The sequence below is a fragment of the Phenylobacterium sp. genome (assembly GCF_016793225.1).
GTDB lineage: Bacteria > Pseudomonadota > Alphaproteobacteria > Caulobacterales > Caulobacteraceae > Phenylobacterium.
Genome location: NZ_JAEUMN010000080.1, coordinates 15,884 through 36,603, shown reverse-complemented (window position 1 = coordinate 36,603; position 20,720 = coordinate 15,884). Strand labels below are relative to the sequence as shown.

The 20,720-nt window shown below is 72.7% G+C and carries 20 protein-coding genes; 14 read left to right on the top strand and 6 right to left on the bottom strand.

Going from position 1 to position 20,720, the window contains the following annotated elements:
* Positions 1 to 34: 34 nt before the first annotated feature.
* The 12 genes from ruvC to tilS all read left to right on the top strand — a co-directional run bounded on the left by ruvC (position 35) and on the right by tilS (position 10,465).
* On the top strand, positions 35 to 538 hold the full coding sequence (gene ruvC, locus JNK30_RS09730) for a crossover junction endodeoxyribonuclease RuvC (protein ID WP_293482037.1): 504 nt from the start codon (positions 35 to 37) through the stop codon (positions 536 to 538).
* A gap of 75 nt (positions 539 to 613) precedes the next feature.
* On the top strand, positions 614 to 1,747 hold the full coding sequence (locus tag JNK30_RS09725) for an NAD-dependent epimerase/dehydratase family protein (RefSeq protein WP_293482036.1): 1,134 nt from the start codon (positions 614 to 616) through the stop codon (positions 1,745 to 1,747).
* A gap of 78 nt (positions 1,748 to 1,825) precedes the next feature.
* Positions 1,826 to 2,440, top strand: a complete 615-nt coding sequence (gene ruvA, locus JNK30_RS09720; protein WP_293482035.1) for a Holliday junction branch migration protein RuvA — start codon at positions 1,826 to 1,828, stop codon at positions 2,438 to 2,440.
* A 121-nt stretch (positions 2,441 to 2,561) separates the two neighbouring features.
* Complete coding sequence (gene ruvB / locus JNK30_RS09715; protein WP_293482034.1) at positions 2,562 to 3,590, top strand: Holliday junction branch migration DNA helicase RuvB; 1,029 nt, start codon at positions 2,562 to 2,564, stop codon at positions 3,588 to 3,590.
* 310 nt (positions 3,591 to 3,900) lie between these two features.
* Complete coding sequence (locus JNK30_RS09710; protein ID WP_293482033.1) at positions 3,901 to 4,350, top strand: YbgC/FadM family acyl-CoA thioesterase; 450 nt, start codon at positions 3,901 to 3,903, stop codon at positions 4,348 to 4,350.
* A gap of 51 nt (positions 4,351 to 4,401) precedes the next feature.
* On the top strand, positions 4,402 to 5,103 hold the full coding sequence (gene tolQ, locus JNK30_RS09705) for a protein TolQ (protein ID WP_293482032.1): 702 nt from the start codon (positions 4,402 to 4,404) through the stop codon (positions 5,101 to 5,103).
* A 3-nt stretch (positions 5,104 to 5,106) separates the two neighbouring features.
* Positions 5,107 to 5,601: a biopolymer transporter ExbD gene (locus JNK30_RS09700; RefSeq protein WP_293482031.1), complete on the top strand. Its 495-nt coding sequence runs from the start codon at positions 5,107 to 5,109 to the stop codon at positions 5,599 to 5,601.
* Entirely contained in the window at positions 5,598 to 6,407 is an 810-nt protein-coding gene (locus JNK30_RS09695; protein WP_293482030.1) for a hypothetical protein, read from the top strand. Before JNK30_RS09700 ends, JNK30_RS09695 begins: the two co-directional genes overlap by 4 nt.
* Before the next feature lie 2 nt (positions 6,408 to 6,409).
* The gene (gene tolB / locus JNK30_RS09690) at positions 6,410 to 7,705 is read left to right on the top strand and encodes a Tol-Pal system beta propeller repeat protein TolB (protein WP_293482058.1); all 1,296 of its coding nucleotides are present in this window, start codon (positions 6,410 to 6,412) and stop codon (positions 7,703 to 7,705) included.
* Between the two features lie 67 nt (positions 7,706 to 7,772).
* A complete protein-coding gene (gene pal, locus JNK30_RS09685) occupies positions 7,773 to 8,339 on the top strand; it encodes a peptidoglycan-associated lipoprotein Pal (RefSeq protein WP_293482029.1) in 567 nt (188 codons plus the stop codon).
* A gap of 6 nt (positions 8,340 to 8,345) precedes the next feature.
* Positions 8,346 to 9,188 (top strand): tol-pal system protein YbgF, encoded by an 843-nt coding sequence (gene ybgF, locus JNK30_RS09680; protein ID WP_293482028.1) that lies wholly within the window; start codon positions 8,346 to 8,348, stop codon positions 9,186 to 9,188.
* A gap of 107 nt (positions 9,189 to 9,295) precedes the next feature.
* Positions 9,296 to 10,465, top strand: a complete 1,170-nt coding sequence (gene tilS, locus JNK30_RS09675) for a tRNA lysidine(34) synthetase TilS (protein WP_293482027.1) — start codon at positions 9,296 to 9,298, stop codon at positions 10,463 to 10,465.
* Positions 10,466 to 10,476: 11 nt separating this feature from the next.
* On the opposite strand, the gene JNK30_RS09670 is transcribed toward tilS, so the two are convergent.
* The 5 genes from JNK30_RS09670 to JNK30_RS09650 form a co-directional block, all read right to left on the bottom strand.
* Positions 10,477 to 11,883: a M20/M25/M40 family metallo-hydrolase gene (locus JNK30_RS09670; RefSeq protein ID WP_293482026.1), complete on the bottom strand. Its 1,407-nt coding sequence runs from the start codon at positions 11,881 to 11,883 to the stop codon at positions 10,477 to 10,479.
* 62 nt (positions 11,884 to 11,945) lie between these two features.
* Positions 11,946 to 14,303: a PAS domain-containing protein gene (locus JNK30_RS09665; protein WP_293482025.1), complete on the bottom strand. Its 2,358-nt coding sequence runs from the start codon at positions 14,301 to 14,303 to the stop codon at positions 11,946 to 11,948.
* 119 nt (positions 14,304 to 14,422) lie between these two features.
* Positions 14,423 to 15,613, bottom strand: coding sequence for an acyl-CoA dehydrogenase (locus tag JNK30_RS09660; RefSeq protein ID WP_293482024.1), 1,191 nt, complete (start codon positions 15,611 to 15,613; stop codon positions 14,423 to 14,425).
* 36 nt (positions 15,614 to 15,649) lie between these two features.
* Entirely contained in the window at positions 15,650 to 16,471 is an 822-nt protein-coding gene (locus tag JNK30_RS09655; RefSeq protein ID WP_293482023.1) for an enoyl-CoA hydratase-related protein, read from the bottom strand.
* 65 nt (positions 16,472 to 16,536) lie between these two features.
* A complete protein-coding gene (locus tag JNK30_RS09650; protein WP_293482022.1) occupies positions 16,537 to 18,672 on the bottom strand; it encodes a TonB-dependent siderophore receptor in 2,136 nt (711 codons plus the stop codon).
* 346 nt (positions 18,673 to 19,018) lie between these two features.
* Here JNK30_RS09650 and JNK30_RS09645 point away from each other — a divergent pair, with 346 nt between their 5' ends.
* On the top strand, positions 19,019 to 19,198 hold the full coding sequence (locus JNK30_RS09645) for a hypothetical protein (protein WP_293482020.1): 180 nt from the start codon (positions 19,019 to 19,021) through the stop codon (positions 19,196 to 19,198).
* A gap of 13 nt (positions 19,199 to 19,211) precedes the next feature.
* Here the strand turns inward: JNK30_RS09645 and cysQ are convergent, their stop codons facing one another.
* Entirely contained in the window at positions 19,212 to 19,979 is a 768-nt protein-coding gene (gene cysQ, locus JNK30_RS09640) for a 3'(2'),5'-bisphosphate nucleotidase CysQ (protein ID WP_293482018.1), read from the bottom strand.
* An 88-nt stretch (positions 19,980 to 20,067) separates the two neighbouring features.
* Here cysQ and chpT point away from each other — a divergent pair, with 88 nt between their 5' ends.
* A complete protein-coding gene (gene chpT, locus JNK30_RS09635; RefSeq protein WP_293482016.1) occupies positions 20,068 to 20,718 on the top strand; it encodes a histidine phosphotransferase ChpT in 651 nt (216 codons plus the stop codon).
* The last annotated feature ends 2 nt before the right edge of the window (positions 20,719 to 20,720 follow it).

Here is a 20,720-nt window from a genome sequence, read left to right as displayed (position 1 = left end):
ACGGCGCGGATTGGGGCATCCTGCCTCCCGCGCCATGACCCCGCCGATTCGCCCCATCCGCATCCTGGGCCTGGACCCGGGCCTGCGCCGCACCGGCTGGGGCGTCATCGCCTGCGAGGGCGCGCGCCTGAGCCACGTGGCCCACGGCGTCATCGCGCCCAAGGACACCCTGCCCTTCGCGGAGCGCCTCCACACGCTGTTCGTCGAGATCGAGGCGATCATCGCCGCGCACGCGCCTGACGAGGCGGCGGTCGAGGAGACCTTCGTCAACGCCAACGCCCAGTCGGCGCTGAAGCTGGGCCATGCGCGGGCCATGGCCCTGGTCGTCCCGGCCCGCGCCGGCCTGCCCGTGGCCGAGTACGCCGCCACCGTGGTCAAGAAGGCGGTCGTGGGGACCGGCGGGGCCGACAAGGCGCAGGTGGGCTGGATGATCGCGCGCCTGCTGCCGTCCGCCGGCAAGACCACCGCCGACGCCGCCGACGCCCTGGCCGTCGCCATCGCCCACGCCCACGCCCGCACGGCCCGGCGGGTGGCGTAGGCCGCCGCGCAGGCCCGTCCGACCGCTCGTCGCGGGGGCCCTTGAGCGGCCGGCGCCGGCGCGCAAGATGCGGCGATGAGCATCGATCGCAGGACCGCCCTGGGCGCAGCCGCCGCCATCACCCTCGCCGCGCCGGCCGCGCGGTCGGCCCCGCGCGCCGCTCGCCCCCTGAACCTGCTGATCCTGGGCGGCACCGGCTTCATCGGCCCGCACCAGGTGCGCTATGCGCTCGCCCGCGGCCACAGGGTGACGATCTTCAACCGCGGCCGGCAGGCCAAGGAATGGCCCGGAGAGGTCGAGCAGCTCCTGGGCGACCGCAACACCGGCGACCTGAAGGCGCTGGAGGGGCGCAGCTGGGACGCGGCGATCGACAATCCCACCACGCTGCCGTTCTGGGTGCGCGACGCGGCCCGCGTCCTCGAGGGCCGGGTGAAGCAGTACATCTTCATCTCGACGATCTCGGTCTACGCCGCCGCCGACCGGCCCGCGGACGAGACCGCGGCGGTGCTGCCCTACGAAGGGGCCGACGTGATGGCCGAGACGGCGGAGACGCTGCGCGCCAGCCAGGGGCGGCTCTACGGACCGCTGAAGGCCGCCAGCGAGCAGGAGGCGCGCCGCCGGTTCGGAGAGGCCGCGACCACGGTGATCCGACCCGGCCTCATCGTCGGCCCGGGCGACCAGACCGACCGGTTCAGCTACTGGCCGGTGCGGCTCGCCAACGACGGCGGCCGCTGGGGGCCCGAGGCGCTGGCGCCGGGCGGCGGCGAAGACCCGGTTCAGGTGATCGACGCGCGCGACCTCGCGGAGTGGACCGTCCGGGTGGCCGAGCGGCGGGCGGCGGGGACCTTCAACGCCACGGGGCGGCCCATGCCGATGCGCCGGATGCTGGCGACCGTCGGCGGCGCCGTGCAGTCGAACGCGAAGCTGGTGTGGGCGCCCGACGACTTCCTGGCGGCCGAGAACGTGCAGGCCTGGAGCGACATGCCCGTCTGGATCCCGTCGCGCGGCGGCGACTCCGCCGGGTTCCACCGGCGCAGCATCGCGCGCGCCGAGGCCGCCGGCCTCACCTTCCGCCCGCTGGCTGGGACCGCCGCCGACACCCTGGCCTGGTTCCGGGAGCAGCCGGCCGAGCGGCAGGCCAGGCTCCGCGCGGGCCTCACCCCCGAGCGCGAGGCGGCGCTGCTGGCGAAGCTGAAGGCGCGAGGATAGCTCGGCCGTTCACCGGTCGTTCCCCCGGAGTCCCGCCTGCGGTACCTCTGGGCGGCAGATGTCCCCGGTGATTCGCACATGATCGGCCGCCTGCGCGGCGCCGTCGCCGAGGTCGGCGAGGAAGACGCCCTGATCGACGTGATGGGCGTGGGCTATGTCGTGCGCTGCGGCGCGCGCACGCTCTCGCGCCTGCCCGAGATCGGGGCCGAGACGCTGCTGCACGTGGAGAGCGCCTGGGGCGAGCAGACCGGACTGGTCCTCTACGGCTTCCTGGACCGCGCCGAACGGGGGGCCTTCGTCCAGCTGCGGACCATCCAGGGCGTGGGGCCGAAGGCGGCCCTGGCGGTGCTCGACGTCCTGCCGCCCGCCGAACTCGCCGCCGCCGTGGCGCGCGAGGACAAGGCGCTGGTCGCCCGCGCCCAGGGGGTGGGCCCCAAGCTGGCGCTGCGGATCGTGACCGAGCTGAAGGGCAAGCCGCTGGGCGACGGAACCGTCGCCGCCTTCCACGCCCAGATCCAGCCCGTGGCGCCGTCCCGGCCCAGCGCGTCCGGCGAGGCGGTCGCCGCCCTGATGGGCCTGGGCGTCGCCGAGCCCGCCGCCCGCCGCGTCGTGGAAGCCGCCGCGCTCCGGCTGGGCGAGGACGCCGAGCCGCCGGCCCTCATCAAGGCCGCCCTGCAGGAGCTGGGGCGTTGAGCACGCTAGAGCGCCGCAGGCGCCCCGATTCCAACCACCAGGAACACCAAGCCCGCCATGTCAGGCCGTGGCGTCCTTGTGCTCTTGGCGAGCTTGGTGGTGCATTCGCCGGGCTTCGACCATGACCCGCATCGTCTCGGGCGAGCCCCAGCCCTTCGAGGGCGCGGACAAGGCGCTGCGGCCGCAGACGCTGGGCGAGTTCGTCGGCCAGGAGCAGGCCAAGGCGAACCTGCGCGTCTTCATCGAGGCGGCCCGCAACCGCGCCGAGGCGCTGGACCACGTGCTGCTGTTCGGCCCCCCGGGCCTGGGCAAGACGACCCTGGCCCAGATCGTCGCCCGCGAGCTGGGCGTGAACTTCCGCGCCACCTCGGGCCCGGTCCTGGCCAAGGCCGGCGACCTCGCCGCCATCCTCACCAACCTCGAGCCGCGCGACGTCCTCTTTATCGACGAGATCCACCGCCTGGCCGCGAACGTGGAGGAGATCCTCTACCCGGCGATGGAGGACCACGTGCTGGACCTCGTCATCGGCGAGGGGCCCTCGGCGCGGTCGATCCGCATCGACCTCGCGCCCTTCACCCTGGTGGCGGCGACCACGCGCGCCGGGCTCCTGGCCACGCCGCTGCGCGACCGTTTCGGCATCCCGATCCGGCTCGAGTTCTACACCCACGACGAGCTGACCCGGGTGCTGCTGGGCGCCGCCGCCAAGATGGGCGCGCCGCTCAGCGAGGACGGGGCGCTGGAGATCGCCCGCCGCGCCCGCGGGACGCCCCGCGTCGCCGGCCGCCTGCTGCGGCGGGTGCGCGACTTCGCCGCCGCCGACGGCGCGACGGTGATCGACCGCAGGCACGCCGCCAGCGCGCTGGCCCGCCTGGACGTGGACGAGCAGGGACTGGACGCCCTGGACCGCCGCTACCTGCGCGCCCTGATCGAGAACTACGCCGGCGGCCCGGCGGGGGTGGAGACGCTGGCCTACGCCATCGCCGAGGCCCGCGACGCCGTGGAGGACGTCATCGAGCCCTTCCTGCTGCAGCAGGGCTTCATCCAGCGCACGCCGCGCGGCCGCATGGCCTGCGCCAAGGCCTACGACCACCTGGGCCTGGCCGCCCCCAGGACGACCCCGCCGGCCGCCTCGGGGGACCTGTTCGAATGAGCGCGCCCCGCTCCGGCTCCGGCGCCCTCCGCCTCCTCCTGCGAAACGCCGGGAGCCGGATGGGAACGGCTCACGCCCACGGCTGTCATCCCGGTTTCGCCGGAGGCGAAGACCGGGACCCATACGCGCCCGATGCGCGAGACGGCCCGCGGGCGGCCGCCGCGCCTCATGCGGACAGGCGGAGTCTATGGGTCCCGGTGTTCCGCTGCGCGGAAACCGGGATGACAGGGGTGTTGGGCATGGCGAGACGCGCTTCCCGAGCGCCCAGCGGCGGAGCGAGCCGCGAAGCGCAGGCCGCGGGGCGTTTCGCATGACCCTGGACGCCGCCCCCTCCGCCGGCTGGCTGGACGGCCGCGAGCATGTGCTGCCGGTGCGCATCTACTACGAGGACACCGACTTCACCGGCATGGTCTACCACGCCAACTACCTGCGCTATTTCGAGCGCGGGCGGAGCGACTTCTTCCGCATCGCCGGGATCAGCCACACCGAGCTGCTGCAGATGGCCGAGCCCACCGCCTTCACGCTGGTGCGGATCGAGGTCGACTACCGCAAGGCCGCCCGGGTCGACGACGCGCTGCTGGTGCGCACCGGCTACGACGCGGTGCAGGGCGCGCGCCTGCTCGTCAGCCAGCGGGTCGTGCGCGGCGACGAGCTGATCGCCGAGGCGAAGGTCCAGGCCGTGTGCATCGACCTGAAGGGCCGCGCCAAACGTCCGCCGCGCGAAATGGTCGAAAAGCTACGCCCGTACTTCGCGCCATAAGTTCGCCACGCAAGCCCCCCAACCACGAGCCGATACGAGACAGGAGAGACGATGGACCCGGCCGCCGTAACGCCCGAGAGCTTCGACCTGCTTTCGATCTTCCTGCGCGCCGACTGGGTGGTGAAGCTGGTCATGATCGGCCTGGCCGCCGCCTCGCTCTGGTCGTGGACCATCATCCTCGACAAGATGTTCCGCTTCCGGGCGCTGGGGCGCGAGGCCGACCAGTTCGAGGACGCCGTCGCCTCGGGCCGCAGCCTCGAGGACGTCGCCCAGGAGGCCGGCGAGCGGCCCGCGCACGCCCTGCCGCGGATGCTCCAGGGCGCGCTCAAGGAATGGCGCGACGCCCGCGCCAAGGGCGCGGTCTCGGAGGGCCAGGTCGCCTTCCTGATCCAGCGGATCGACCGCCACCTCGACGCCACCATCGCCCGCGAGAGCGCCCGCGTGGAGGCCGGCCTGGGCTCCCTGGCCATCGTCGCCACCGCCTCGCCCTTCGTCGGCCTGTTCGGCACCGTCTGGGGGATCATGAAGGCGTTCCAGGCGATCGCGGTGCAGAAGAACACCTCGCTCGCCGTGGTGGCCCCCTCGATCGCCGAGGCCCTGCTGGCCACCGCCATCGGCCTGGCCGCCGCGATCCCGGCCTATGTGTTCTACAACAGCTTCTCGACCGCCGCTGGCAAGTACGCGGCCCGGCTGGAAGGCTTCGCCGACGACCTCTCGACGGCCATCCAGCGCCGGCTGGCGGAGCGGGCCTGACCCATGGCGCTCTCGGCCAACGACGCCTTCGCCGCCACGGGCGGCGCCAAGCGGCGGCGGCGCTACGGCCGCGGCCGCCGCGGCGCGCTCAGCGAGATCAACGTCACCCCCCTGGTGGACGTGATGCTGGTGCTGCTGATCATCTTCATGGTCTCGGCGCCGCTGCTCACCGCCGGGGTGCCCGTCGAGCTGCCGAAGACCGAGGCCGGCGCCATGCAGGACGTGCCCGACCCGATCACCATCTCGATCCGCCCGGACGGGGCGCTCTACGTCGGCGACCAGCCGGTCCCGTTCTCCAGCCTCTCGCCCCGCCTCACCGCCATGGCCACGGACCGGACGCGGCCGATCTACGTGCGCGCCGACGGCAAGGCGAGCTATGAGGTCGTGGCCCGGGTCATGGCGTCGCTGTCGACCTCGGGCTTCACCTCCATCAACCTGATCACCGACACCGGCGGTCCCTCCTCCGGAGGCGACGACACCGACGAGGCGGGCGGATGAGCCGGGCGCGCGGCCTCAGCTTCGAGCGCTCGCCGGCGGCCCTCGGGTCGCTGGCGCTGCACGGGGTGGTGGCGGCCGCCTTCATGATCAGCTGGGGCAGCCGCGAGCTGAAGATGGGCTCGGTGGTGCCGGTCACCGTCGTGGCCAGCGGCCCCGCCGAGGCGCGCCCCGCCGAGCAGGGCCCCCAGGAGCTCGAGGCGCAGACCGAACAGCAGACGCCGGACGCGCCGCCCGAGCCCGCGCCGCCCCCGCCGCAGCCGGCCCCCCCGCCGCCGACGCCCGCGCCGAAGGCCGCAGCCCCCACGCCCAAGGCCGCCGCGCCGCCCGCGAAGTCCCGCCCGGCGGAGCCCAGCCTCGACCTGGACGCCCTGGCCGCCAGCCTCACGCGGCCGGCCCGCAACGCGCCCCAGCGGCCCTCCTCCGCGCCGCGCGGGCCGACCCGTCCGTCCACGGCCCCCGTGGCGCGCAACACCGACGGCTTCGCGGCCACGACCGGCGTGGCGGTCTCGTCCACCATGCAGGGCGAGCTCGAGCGCAACTGGAACATCGACTGCAGCCTCTCGGCCAGCCGCGACGTTTCCGTGCGGGTGCACTTCACCATCGGGGCCGGCGGACGGCTGGCCGGCGACCTCGACGTGGAGTCCATCGGCGCGGCGAGCCCCGCGGTGAAGGCCGTCGCGGAGGAACGGGCCAGCCGGGCCGTCCTGCGGTCCCAGCCCTTCAGCCGGGAGCCCCGCCAGAACTGGGGCCGGCGCGTCTATGCCGATTTCAGCGCCCGCGACTACTGCGGCAGACCAGGAGCCTGATGATGCGGATCAAAGCCTTCGTGGCGGCGCTGGCGGCGGCGCTCGGCGCCCTCGCGGCGGTCCTGCCCTCGCCGGCGGCGGCGCAGCTCAGCGTCACCCGCGGCGACGTGAACCCCATGGCCGTGGCCGTGCCGTCCTTCGCCGGCGGCCAGGTGGGCGCGGACATCAGCCAGGTGATCGCGGCGAACCTGCAGCGCTCGGGCCTCTTCCGGCCGCTCGACCCCGCGAGCTTCATCGAGAAGGACCTGTCGGCGGCCGTCCAGCCGCGGTTCGCCGACTGGAAGACGATCAACGCCCAGGCGCTGGTCAACGGGCAGGTGACCGTCGACGGCAACCGCCTGCGCGTGGATTTCCGCCTGTGGGACGTCTACCGCGAGCAGCAGCTGCTCGGCCTGCAGTTCACCTCCAGCCCCGAGAACTGGCGGCGCGTGGCGCACAAGATCTCGGACGCGGTGTACGAGCGGCTGAGCGGCGAGAAGGGCTACTTCGACACCCGCGTGGTGTTCGTCGCCGAGAGCGGCGGACGCGGCAAGACCGTCAAGCGCCTGGCGATCATGGATCAGGACGGCGCCAACCCCAGCTACCTCACGGGCGGCGAGTCGATCGTGATGACGCCGCGCTTCTCGCCCACCAGCCAGGAGATCACCTACATGGCGCTGCGGCCCGACAGCGCCACGGTCTATCTCTACAACCTGCAGAGCGGCCGGCGCGAAAGCCTGGGCAGCTTCCAGGGCATGGTCTTCGCGCCGCGGTTCTCGCCCGACGGCGGCAAAGTCATCTTCTCGGTGGAGCGCGGCGGCAACTCGGACCTCTATGTGATGAACCTGTCCAGCCGCACCTCGACGCGGCTCACCACCGACCCGGGCATCGACGTCTCGGGCTCGTTCTCGCCCGACGGCTCGCGCATCGCGTTCACCTCGGACCGCGCCGGATCCCCTCAAGTCTACGTGATGGGCGCGGACGGCTCGGGCGCGCGCCGGATCTCGTCCGGCGGCGGCTCGTACACCACGCCGGTGTGGAGCCCCACGGGGGAATTCATCGCTTTCACAAAGCAGACGGGCGGCCAGTTCCACATCGGCGTGATGAAGCCCGACGGCTCGGACGAGCGCCTGCTGACCACCAGCTACCTGGACGAGGGCCCCACCTGGGCGCCCAATGGTCGCGTTCTTATGTTCTCCCGTGAAACCCCGGGCGGCGCGCCCAAGTTATGGATGGTGGATGTCACTGGGCGAATCCTTCAGCCGATGCCTTATCCCGGCGCCGGGTCGGACCCGGCCTGGTCGCCATTGCTTAACTAGTCTTCGCCTCAATCCCGCCGGATAGAGCGCGACAGTGATTCGACAACCTCGACTGCAGGAGACGCTGATGGTTCGTAGCTTGAACGGCCGCACGATTGTCCGGCTTGCTCTGGTGGGCGTGGCCGCCGCGTCGCTCGGCGCGTGCGCCAAGAAGGCCCAGCCGGCCTATCCGACCACCACGACGCCGCCGGTGGCGCAGCAGCCGCAGACTCCGCTGCCGCCCAGCGGGCCGGGGGATGTGGGCACGGCCCAGACGGGCGCCCTGCCCGGCTCTCAGCAGGACTTCGTGGTCAACGTCGGCGACCGCGTCTACTTCGACACCGACCAGCACGACGTCCGCGCCGACGCCGAGCCGATCCTGGCCGCCCAGGCGGCCTGGCTGCGCCGCTATCCGTCGGTGAACGTGCGCATCGAGGGCAATGCCGACGAGCGCGGTACCCGGGAGTACAACCTGGCGCTCGGCGCCCGCCGCGCCAACGCCGTGCGCGACTTCCTGGTCGGCCAGGGCCTCGAGTCGAGCCGCATCGCGACGATCTCGTTCGGCAAGGAGCAGCCGATCGACCCCGGCAGCGGCGAGGATGCGTGGCAGAGGAACCGCAACGCCCGCACCGCCATCGTCTCGGGCGCGCGCTGACCGTCCATGCGTAAGGGCCGCGCGTTCGTCACCACCGCCCTCCTGGCCGCCCTGGTGGCGGCCGGCCCGGCGCTGTCGCAGACGCCCCTCCCGGTTCCCGACCCGCTCGACGCGCGCGACGCCAAGCGGGTGGACCGGATGGAGAAGGTGGTGCGCGAACTGCGGGCGATCGTCTTCCAGCTGCGCGACACCGGCAAGCCGGTGGTCGTGCAGCCGGCCGACACCGACGCGCGGATCGCCGAGATGACCGACCGGCTGCGCGACATGGAGCAGACGCTGCGCGGCGTGAACGGCAATTTCGAGACCGTCACGCGCGACCTCGACCAGGCGCGCCGCGAAAACGCCGAGCTGAAGCGCGGCGTCGCGACCCTGACCGAGCGGCTGAACGCGGCCGAGACGCGGCTCGCGTCGGCGGCCCCGCCGCCCGAAGAGACCGTGGCGGCCCCGCCGCCGCCCCCAGGCGATCCCGCCAAGGACTTCACCGCGGCCCGGCAGCTGATGCTGTCCGGCGACTACGACGCCGCGGAAGGCGCCTTCTCGGCCTATGTGGCCAACTATCCGGACGCCCCCCGCGCGGCCGAGGCGAGCTACTGGTGGGGCAAGACGCTCAGCGTGCGTGGCGCCCATGCGGACGCGGCCAAGGCCTACATCGGCGCGATCCGCGGCTGGCCGCAGACCGGCTGGGCGCCGGACGCGGTGGTCGAGCTCTCGCGCTCGCTGGTGGCGCTGAAGAAGCCCGCCGACGCCTGCCAGACGCTCGCCGAGCTGACGCGCCGCTATCCCAAGGCCCCCGCCGCCGTCGCCGGCCGCGCCGCCGCGACCCGCACCCAGGCCAAGTGCGCCGCCTAGAGCGCGTTCGGCGACAGCGGAAGCCGGTTTCGCCGCGAGGACGCGGTCTGATTCAAAGAGACGGAGCCTGTTCGACCGGTCGGACGGCAGAGGCCGTCGCGCGCGACGTGCTCGACCGCCGGCTTTCGCGGAACACCGACCGGCCGTTCGCGGTGGCTTTGTCAGGCGGCGGCGACTCGCTCGCGCTGACCCTGATCGCGGACGCCTGGGCGCGGGCGAACGGGCGGCCGATGCTCATCCTGACCGTGGACCATGGCCTGCAGGCGGAGAGCGCCGCCTGGACCCGCGCCTGCGCCGCCGTGGCGGAGCGGCTGGAGCGCCCCTTCCGCGCGCTCTCGTGGGAGGGCGACAAGCCGGCGACCGGGCTGCCCGCCGCCGCCCGCCGCGCCCGCCACGCGCGCCTCGCCGACGCGGCCCGCGCGGACGGCGCGCGCGTGGTCCTGATGGGCCACACGGCCGACGACCTGGCCGAGGCCGCGGCCATGCGCGCCGCCGGCTCGACCCTGCCCGACCCCCGGGAGTGGTCGCCGTCGCCGGTATGGCCCGAGGGCCGCGGCGTGTTCCTCCTGCGGCCCCTGCTCGACGCGCGCCGCGAGGACCTGCGCAGGGCCCTGGAGGCCCGCGGCGAAACCTGGATCGAGGACCCTGCCAACGCGGACCTCCGCTTCGCCCGCAGCCGCGCCCGCCGCACCGCGCCCGAGCCCGAGGCCCGCCGGGAGCCCGCCCCGCTGGACCTGGCCGCCGTCGCCGACGAGCGCGCGGGCGTCATCCGCCTGCCGCGCGCGGCGCTGCGGGACGCCCCGCCCGACGCCGCGCGCCGCGTATTGGCCCTGGCCGCCGTGTGCGCGGGCGGCGGCGAGCGGACGCCGGCCGGCGTCCGCCTCATGCGCCTGGCGGCGGCCGCCTGCGGGGAGGCGGCGTTCGCCGCGACCCTGGCGGGCGCGCGGATCGAGGCCGACGCCCGGGAGATCCGCGCCTTCCGCGAGGCGGGAGAGGCCGCGCGCGGCGGACTTGCGCCGGTGGTCCTGCCGGCCGTGTGGGACGGGCGCTTCGAGCTTCAGGGACCCGGGGAGGCGCGACGCCTGGCCGGCCTCGCCCGCCAGCTTCCGCCCGGCCAGCGGGCGGCGCTGCGCGAGGCGCCCGCCGCCACGCGCGGCGGGCTGCCGGCGGTGATCCACGACGGCCAGGTCACCTGCCCCGTCCTGGAGGGGGTCCCAAGCCTCGTGGGCGAACGCTTCCGCGCGGCGGCCGGATTGGTGACGCGCGAGCCGGACTAGAGCTCTGCGGGCTACTTCGCCCCGACGTAGGCCTTCACCAGGTCGAACAGGTAGTCGCGGCCCTCGTACAGCGACCGCACCCGGATCCGCTCGTTCAGGCCGTGGGCGCCGTTGCCGTCCGGGTCGCCGAAGATGCCGGGCACGCCGTAGACCGGAGTCTTCGCAGGGCCGAAGTAGCGGCCGTCCGTGGCGCCCGACGACATCGCGGGGATCACCGGCGTCCCCGGGAAGTGCTTCGCGGCCAGCGCCTTCATCGGCCCCACGACCTTGGGGTCCAGCGGGGGATTGGCGGCGATGGGCCGGACCGGCGGGATGGTCTCGACCTTGACCTCCGGGTCGCCGATGACGCGCTCCAGCGTGGCGCGCGTCTCCTCCACCGTCTCGCCGGGGAAGATGCGGCAGTTCACCACCGCCGTGGCCCGCTGCGGCAGGGCGTTGTTCGCGTGCCCCGCGTCCAGGCGGGTCGTGACGCAGTTGGTGTGGAGGATCGAGTTCACGTTCACGTCGGTGGCCGCCACCCGGGCCGCCTCGGCGTCGTTCGGGTCGGCCAGAAGCCGCTTCAGGGCCGCCCCCGCGGCGTCGCCGCGCTGCGCCCGAAGCCCGAAGCCGATGCGGGTCGTCTCGGTGAACCTGGCCGGGAAGACGTGCGCGCGGACCTTCAGCAGCGCTTCGGCGAGCTGGTAGATGGCGTTGTCCGGCCGGGGCCGGGAGGAATGCCCGCCCGGGTTCGTCACGGTGAGCCGATAGCTCTGGGCCGCCTTCTCGCCGACCTGGATCGACAGGGTCTCGCGCCTGCCGTCGGCCGACAGCCGGCCGCCGCCGCCCTCGTTCAGAACGAAGTCCGCCGCGATGAGCTCGGCCCGGTTCTTCACCAGCCAGTCGGCGCCGTTGAACGCCTCGGCCGTCTCCTCGCCGCAGGTCAGCGCCATCTTCAGGGTCCGGCGCGGCGGCGTCTTCGCCTGCTTCAGGCGGATCAGGGTGTCCACCCAGATGGCGTTCAGGCCCTTCATGTCGGCCGTTCCCCGCCCGTAGAAGTACCCGCCCTCCTCGATCAGGGTGAAGGGATCGCGCGTCCAGTCCTCGCGTCGGGCTTCCACCACGTCGAGGTGGCCCAGGAGCAGTACGGCGCCGGCCTTGGGGTCGGAGCCCTTCAGGATCGCGACGAGGCTGCCCTCCCTCGGCTTCTCAGGTTCGGCCAGGACGTGGAGGTCGGTCTCGGCGAACCCCGCCGCCCTGAGCCGCGCCGCCATCTTCCGGGCCGCCAGGGTGCAGTCACCCGCGGACAGGGTGGTGTCGGTCTCGACCAGCTCCTTGTAGATTTCCCGGAAGGCCGCCTGGTCGGGCCGGGCCGCCTGCGCGAAGGCGCCGCCCGCCGCCAGCAGGGACAGGGCCCCGAGTCCCGCCGCGATGCCGCGCATGCCACCCTCCGCACAGTCTCACCGGGCGCAATCAACCATGCGCCCCGCGCCGCGCAAAGGCGTCAGGCGGCGTCGCTCTCGGACTCCGCGGGCTGCTGCGCCCAGTCCGCCGCGACGGCCGCGATCTCGGCGACCAGCGCGCCCGGGGAGATCGGCTTGCCGACCACGCCGTCCATGCCGGCGTCGAGGTAGATCTGGCGCTGGTGCGCGAGCACGTTGGCGGTCAGCGCCACGATCGGCGTCCGGGCCGCCCGGCCGCCCAGGGCGCGGATGCGGCGGGCCGCCTCGACGCCGTCGATCCCCGGCATCTGGATGTCCATGAGGATGACGTCGAAGGCGCCCCGGGCCGCGGCGTCCACGCCGGCGTAGCCGTCCGCGGCGGTGTCGACCGACGCGCCCAGGCCCTCGAGCAGCTTCGTGGCGATGAGGCGGTTCGTGGCGTTGTCCTCGACCACCAGGATGCGGACGCCGCCCAGCACGGTCGCGCTCGTCTCCGCCTCGGCCGCCTGGGCCTGGGCCGCCTCGGCCTGGACCTCGAACCAGAACGTGGAGCCCTCGCCCTCCGCGGAGGTAAACCCGACCTGGCCGTGCATCATCTCGGCAAGGCGCCTCGTGATCGCGAGCCCCAGTCCGGAGCCTCCGAACTTCCGGGTCGTCGAGGCGTCGGCCTGGTTGAAGCGCTCGAACAGGCGCGGCTGGGCGGCGAGCGGGATGCCGACCCCGGTGTCCTCCACCTCGAAGCGCAGGACGCCGGCGTCCGCACGGCGGCAGCGCACCACCACCCGGCCGGCTTCCGTGAACTTCACCGCATTGCCCACGAGGTTGAACAGCGCCTGCCGCAGCCGCACGGGGTCGGAGCGCACCCAGCCGAGCTTCGGATCGGCGTCGACGATCATCGAGAGACCCTTTGCGCGGGCCTGCGGCTCGAGCAGCCGCACCACCCCGTGCACGAGGCTGGCCGGGTCCACGGGTTCGCAGGCCAGCTCCAGCCGCCCGGCCTCGATCTTCGAGAAGTCGATCACGTCGTTCAGCAGCTCCGAGAGCATCCGGCCGCACGAGAGGGCCTCGTCCAGGAGCGCGCGGCCGTCCGTCGACAGGGTCTCGCTCTTCAGCAGGTGGAGCACGCCCATGACGCCGTTCAGCGGCGTCCGGATCTCATGGCTCATGTTGGCGAGGAAGGCGGCCTTCGCCTCGGCGGCCGCCTCCGCCGCCTGCCGGGCCTCCTTCAGCGCCAGCTCCTGGCGCTTGAGCACGTCGCAGTCCTGAACCAGGCCGACGGCCCTGAGCCAGCGGCCGTTCTTGTTCACCAGCAGGTGGTGGAAGACGCGCACCCAGCGCTCGCTGCCATCGGGGCGGATGATCCGGGCCTCGAAGCTCTCGCCCGAGCGCTTGTCGCCCCGGTGCAGCGCGCGGAACGAGGCGCGCACGTGCGGCAGGTCGTCGGGATGGAAGCCGGGATAGCGGAGCTCGGTGGCCTCTTGGTAGCTGGAGTTCTTCTGGCCGGTGATGCGCTCGAACTCGGGCGAGCACCAGAACGTCTTGCGGACGTGGTCGATCTCGTAGACCCCGGCCTCGGCCGCGCCCAGCGCGAGGTTCAGCCGCGCCGCGTTCGCCGACACCTCGCGGCGCGCCCGGCGCGCCCGCTGCTCGCCGCGCCGCGCCGCGTCGCGCGCCTCCGCGAGCTCGGTGATGTCCTCGGAGATGCCCTTCAGGCGGAACGCGCCGGCCTCGGTGGGCTCGGTGCGCACCGTGACCCGCATGGTCAGCCAGCGGTCGCGGGCCCAGATGCGATGCTCCACCTTGACCGGCTCGCCGGTGGCGACGGCCTGCCCCATGGTCTCCTGCATGGGTCCCCGGTCGCTCGGATGGACCAGGGCGTAGAAGCGGTCGGGGGTCCAGACCACCTCGCGGTCCAGACCCACCAGTTCGGCGAGCTCGTCGGACCACCAGATGGACAGCGTGTGCGGATCGAACTCCCAGATGCCGATGCCGGCGGAGGCGCCGAGCATCTTGCGCGTGCGCCGCGCGTCCTCGGCCTGCTCGCGGAACGAGCGCTCGGCGGTCACGTCGCGCATGTTGCCGATGTGGCAGCCGTCCTCCATGACCTGGCGGCGCGCGGCGACCCAGACCCAGGAGCCATCGGCGGCCCGCAGGCGCACCTCGGCCTCGCTGACGTCCCCGGGATGAGCCTTCTGGGCGCGGGCGCGGATGCCGGCGACGTCGTCGGGATGGCAGAAATCCAGGACGGACCGGCCGATCAGCTCGGCCTCGCTCAGGCCGGTGAACAGCACCCAGGCCTTGTTCACCTGCAGCAGCACGCCCTCGGGCGAACAGACCTGCATGAGGTCGCGGCTGTTGTCGAACAGCCAGCGCGCCATTTCGGCCTTGTCGGCGGCGCCCTGTGCGCGCGTCCGGGCCATTCCGCTTCCCCCTGCGGCCGTCGGTTCACGGCCTGCGGCGCGGAGCGTTATCCCCCATGTGTAAATTTAAGGTTGTGGAGACGCACTCCGCTCGGTGAACGGCGCTTCGCCACGGATCCTCAGAAGGCGCTCTCGCCGGTGATCGCCCGCCCCAGGATCAGGGCATGGACGTCGTGGGCGCCCTCGTAGGTGTTCACCGTCTCGAGGTTCATGGCGTGGCGCATCACGTGGTACTCGCCCGAGATGCCGTTGCCGCCGTGCATGTCGCGGGCCTCGCGCGCGATCGCCAGCGCCTTGCCGCAGTTGTTGCGCTTCAGCATCGAGATGGCCTCGGGGACCCAGGCGCCCTCGTCGATCAGCCGGCCGAGCGCCAGGGCGCCTTCGAAGCCCAGCGCGATCTCGGTCGACATGTCGGCCAGCTTCTTCTGAACCAGCTGGCGGGAGGCCAGGGTGCGGCCGAACAGGGTGCGGCTGGACGTGTAGTCGCGCGCGGCGTGCAGGCAGAACTCGGCCGCGCCCATGGCGCCCCAGGCGATGCCGTAGCGGGCCTTGTTCAGGCACGAGAACGGCCCGCGCAGGCCTTCCACGCCCGGCAGCATCATGTCCTCGGGCACGAACACGTCGGTCAGCGAGATCTCGCCGGTCACCGACGAGCGCAGGGACAGCTTCCCCTCGATCTTCGGGGTCTCCAGGCCCTTCGATCCGCGCTCCACGAGGAACCCGCGAATCTTGCCATCCAGCTTGGCCCACACCAGGCAGACGTCGCTGATCGGCGAATTGGTGATCCACATCTTCGCGCCGTTGAGCACGTAGCCGCCGTCGACCTTCTTCGCGTTGGTGCGCATCGAGGCGGGGTCCGAGCCGCCGTCAGGTTCGGTGAGGCCGAAGCAGCCGACGATCTTGCCCGCGGCCATGCCGGGCAGGAACTTCCGCCGCTGCTCCTCGGAGCCGAAGGCGTAGATCGGGTACATCACCAGCGAGGACTGCACGCTCATCGCCGAGCGGTAGCCGGAGTCGATCGCCTCGATCTCGCGGGCGATCAGGCCATAGGCCACGTGGTTCACGCCGGCGCAGCCGTACTCCTCGGGCAGCGTCGGCCCCAGGAAGCCCAGCTCGCCCATCTCGGTCATGATCTCGCGGTCGAACCGCTCTTCGGCGAAGGCCGAGACCACGCGGGGCAGCAGCTTCTCGCGGGCGTACTGGCGCGCGGCCTCCCAGACCATCCGCTCGTCCTCGGAAAGGCGCGACGAAAGATCGAGGGGGTCGTCCCAGCGGTAGGTCTTCTGGGGGGCGCCGGCGTCGAGAGGCATGTGCGGTCTCCTTGTCGGAGCGGCGATACCGGGTTTTCAGGTCCCCGTGTAGACGCCTTTGCGCTTCTCCAGGAACGCCTGGCGCGATTCCCGGGCGTCGTTGGGCGCGCGGCGCGCGAGGCTGAGGCCGTAGCTCTCGTACTTCAGCGCGTCGGAAAGCTCGGCGTCCTGGTTCTGCTGCAGCACCCGCTTGGACACCCGCAGGGCCAGCGGCGGCCACTGGGCCATCTCGCCGGCATAGGCGACGGCGGCGTCGAGCAGTTCCGCCGCCGGGACGACCCGGTTGAGCAGCCCCAGGCGAAGCGCCTCGTCGGCGCCCACGGCCCGGCTGGTGAAGATCATGTCGGCCGCCGCGGCGTAGCCGACCACCCGGGGCAGGAAGTAGGACAGGCCGCTGTCGGGGGACAGGTTGCGCTCGATGAACACGCTCTTGAACCGCGCGTGCTCGGAGCCGATCCGGACATCGCAGGCGAGCGCCGTCGAGAGCCCCGCGCCGGCCGCGACGCCGTTGATGGCGCCGATCACCGGCTTGTCGAAGGTCGCCCACATGGTGGCCCACCGGCCTACCCAGCCCATCTCGTCGATGCGTTCGTTCTGCGGCGGCGTCTCGCCCGCGCCCTCCTGCATCAGCGCCGCGCCGGTCAGGTCGACGCCGGCGCAGAAGCCGCGGCCCGCGCCGGTCAGGACCAGGCAGCGCACCCCGTCGTCGGCGCGCGCCTCGGCGAGCACGGCGGCGGTCTCGTCGCGCATGCGCGCGGACAGGGCGTTCAGCCGGTCGGGGCTGTTCAGGGTGAGCACGGCCACCTGGCCGCGCCGTTCGTAGGTGATCGCCTCGTGCACGTGGCTCCCGTCCGCCATCGCCGTCCTCCCGCGTTCTTGTCGTCGCGGGCCTACAGTCGCGCCGATCGCGCCGGCGGGAAAGCTCAGAACCGCGCGGTCAGCGAGACCCGCACGTTCCGCGGCGCGCCCGGCAGGATGTTGTTGTCGCCGTGGCTGGTGGGGAAGTAGCGCTTGTCGAGCAGGTTCTCGACGTTCACCTGCGCGCGCAACTCGTCGGTGACGTCGAAGAACAGGGCGGCGTCCACACGCGTGAATCCCGGCAGGGTCACGGTGTTGGAGATCGACGTGAACATCCGCGACTGGTGGACCACGCCCAGGCCGACGCCGAGGCGGTCGGTCACGTCGTACCGGTTCCACAGCGAGAACGTGTGATCCGGGACGAGCGGAACCTTGCGTCCCGCGGGCGCGGCGGCGGTCGTGCGCGTGATCTCGGCGTCCTGCCAGGCGTAGCCGCCGGCGACTTCCCAGCGCGGCGTCAGGCGACCCGAGAGGCCCGCCTCGAAGCCTTCGGTGCGCTGGGCGCCGGTCAGCAGCACCTGGCCGGGACGCGCCGGGTCGGGCGCGGTCGTGTTCTCGCGATCGAGCCGGTAGAGGGCCGCGGTGAACAGGACATCCGGGTTGATCGACCATTTCAGGCCGACCTCGAGGTTCTCGAACTCTTCGGGCTCGAGGGTCTCGCTGGTGGCGGTCAGGGAGGAGAACTGGTCCCCCGAGCTCGGCAGGTACGAGACGCTGTAGCTGGCGTAGAGCGAGACCGGCTCCGCGGGCTTGAACACCAGGCCCAGGCGGGGCGACCAGAGGTCGTCGCGCCGCTCGAATTCACGCCGGCCCGTTACCGCGGCGCGGCGGTCGGAGAACTCCACCTCGAAGCTGTCGTAGCGCAGCCCGGCCAACAGCTGGATCTGCGGGGTGATCTCGATCTGATCCTGCACGTAGCCGGCCGCGACCCGCGCCTTGACCCGGTTGTTCGCGTCGCTCCCGGTGTTGGTGAAGAAGATGGGCAGACCCCGCCGGGTCGGGTCGATGAACGGGTTGCCGGCGAGCGTCGTGGGGCCGGCGGCGGTGTTGAAATGTCCCGTGAGCCGCAGGTTCCGGGTGGTCTGCCGTCCGAGCTCGACCCCGGCCAGCACGGTGTGGCGCATCCCGCCCAGCTCCGTCTTCCAGACGAGGTCGGTCTGGGTGAAGAGGTTCTCGCGCGGGCTGTCGTTCTGATAGGCCTGCAGCGGGTAGGTCGCCGGGGCCCCGGTGACGCCCGGGACGGCCGCCCCGCCCGGGAAGACGTTGCCGTAGAACTTGTCGTAGTCGCCGTAGAGCGTGCGGTTGCGCAGGGTGAGGGTCTCCGACACCTCGTACTGGACGCCCAGGTTCACCAGGTCGACGTTGGTGACGGCGTAGCTGCGCTCGGGATCGCCGAAGAAGTCGCCCCGGCCCGCGGGCGAGGGCCGACCCGAGAACGAGGGAATCCCCCGGTCGGTGGTCCGGTCGTCCTCGAAGTGCTCGTAGGCCAGCGACACCGTCAGGCCGGCGCCGTTCCGCCAGGCGATCGAAGGGTTCACGCCCCAGCGCTCGACGTTCACGAAGTCGCGGAAGCTCTCCGAGCGCTCGTAGAGCCCGATCACCCGCGCCGACGCCGCGTCGCTGAACGGCGCGGCCAGGTCCGCCGTCAGCCGGCGATGATCCCACGAGCCAAGCTCTGCGGTGACCGCGCGCTCGGACGACCAGTCCGCCTTCTTGGTGACGCGGTTGATCACGCCGCCGCCGCCGCCGCGGCCGAAGATCATGGCGTTGGGCCCCTTCAGCACCTCCACGCGCTCGACGTTGTAGAGGTCGCGGAAGTACTGCACGTCGTCGCGGACGCCATCGATGAAGAAGTCGGCCGTCGAGGCGTTGCCGCGCAGGGTGGGCGCGTCGCGATGGCCCTCGCCCTGGCCCATGGTCACGCCGGGGACGTAGCGGATGACGTCGGCGATGCCGCGCATGGCCTGGTCGCGGATCAGTTCGTCGGTGATCACGGTGACGGCCTGCGGCACGTCGCGGAGCGCCGTGTCGGTCTTCGTCGCGGTCGCGGTCCGCTCGACGCGATAGGCGTCGTCGCGCGGGGCGATGACGGTCACGCCCGAGACCTCGGCGGCCTCGGCCGCTTCCTCGGCGCGGGCCGCGGAGGCCGCCAGGGCCAGCAGCAGCGGCGCCAGGGCGGCGGCGGTTCGATGGACGTTCACGAAGGACCTCAAGGACTGCAACTGCGAGGCGTTCTTAAAAACTCGGGCGGAGTTTGGCAATGCGAATGATTTGCAGATTCGCCGCGCCCGCCGGTTGAAGCCTCCGGCCGCCGCGATCCGTACCTGTCTTCGAAGACGGCGGCCGCTGGAGCCGCCTCAGGCGAGGAACGGGCGGGTGACGTCGGGCGCGATGCGCGGAACAGCTCTGGAGGCCGTGGTTCCCCGGAGCGCATGTGGAGATGGCGGGCCTCGGCGCCCGCAGCACGCGCCGCGTCGAGCGGCGCCAGAACCGCTTCGCGATCTGCCCGTTGGGTCTGGTGTGAGCCCCGCGCCGAGAGAGACCGCCATGGATGCCCTGAAGCCCTACGTCATGCTGGCCTGCGTGGCGTTCGTGGTCGGCTTCATGAGCTATCTGGTCCTGGCGGCGCAGGTCCGCCCGTCGCAGGAGCCCGTCGTCGCGCCGGTTCAGCAGGCGCCCGCGGCCACGGCGCCGGCGTTCGACGCCAACCCGGGCAAGCACATCTGAATAACCGCCGGCGTCAGCCGCCGCGGGCCACGAACCAGCCGTTGCGGAAGCCGTCGCCGGCCTTGCCGTAGCGCACGGGCTGGCCCTCGGGCGTGAGCACCGTGCCGCCGGCCGCCTCCAGCACCGCATGCCCCGCCGCGATGTCCCACTCCATCGTCGGTCCATGACGGGGGTACACGTCGGCCGAACCCTCGGCGATGCGGCAGAACTTGATCGAGGAATCCATCGGCTCGCGCAGGTCGAACCCGTACTCGTTCGCCAGCTTCACCGCGGTCTCTTCCTTCATGGTGTGGCTGACCAGGGCCACCGCCTTGCCCTGGGGCCATGGACGCACGCGCACCGGGACGGCGGGGCCGCCGTTGACGCGCTTCATGGCCGCGCCGCCTTGCGTGAACCAGGTCTCGCCCGTGGGCGGAGCCGTCACCGCGCCCGCCACCGCACGGCCGTCCACCACCAGCGCCACGTTCACGGTGAAGTTCGGATCGCCGCGGACGAACGCCTTCGTTCCGTCGAGCGGGTCGACGAGGAAGAAGCGCGGCCCGATGGCGTCCGGCGTCCCGAACTCGCTGGCGTCCTCCTCCGAGATCACCGGCACGCCGGGGAACCGCCGGGCCAGGTGCTCCAGGATGAGCTTCTCGCCGCGCTGGTCGGCCTCGGTGACAGGGCTCTCGTCGGCCTTGGTCAGAACCTCGACGCCCGACTTCCACAGCGGCAGGATCAGGGCCGCGGCGGCTTCGCAGATTTCGGCCAGGGATTCGCCGCAGTCGTTCTGGTCGCTCAATTCGCCCTCGGGTCTGGCCTGTCGGCGCGACGTCTTAGAGGCGCGAGCGCGTTTCCCCAAGGCGCAAATCGCGGCAACACTCGTCTCCATGACCGAGCCGACCGCCGCCCCCGCCCGCACCGCAGAAGTCGCCGCCTACCTGGCGGCGCGGATGTGCCACGACTTCATCAGTCCCGCGAGCGCCATCGCCTCGGGCCTCGACCTGCTGGAAGACCCGTCGGCGCAGGACATGCGCGAGGAGGCGATGGGCCTCATCGTCTCCTCGTCCAAGAAGCTGGCCGACCTGCTCTCCTTCTGCCGCGTGGCGTTCGGCGCGTCGGCCTCGGCCGAGACCTTCGACGCGCGCGAGCTCGAGAAGCTGGCCGCGGGCGTGTTCAACCACATGCGCGCCGACCTGGTCTGGGCCGTGGAGACGCCGGCGGTGAACAAGCCCGCGGCGCGCACCCTGCTCAACCTCGCCCAGATGGCGGGCGCCGCGCTTCCCACAGGCGGCGTGGCCAAGGTGCAGGCGGTCCAGGAAGCGAGCTCGGTGGCGATCGCCATCGAGGCGACCGGCGCCCGCGCCCGGCTGCGCCCCGAGGTCCTCGCCGGCCTCCAGGGCCTGCCGCTGGGCGAAGGCCTGCACGGCCACTGGGTCCAGGCCTACTACGTCCACCTCTTCGTGGCCGACGCGGGGGGCCGGGTCTTCGCGGACGTGAGCGAGGAGCGGGTGGTTTTCGCCGCCACCCTCCCGGCCTAGGC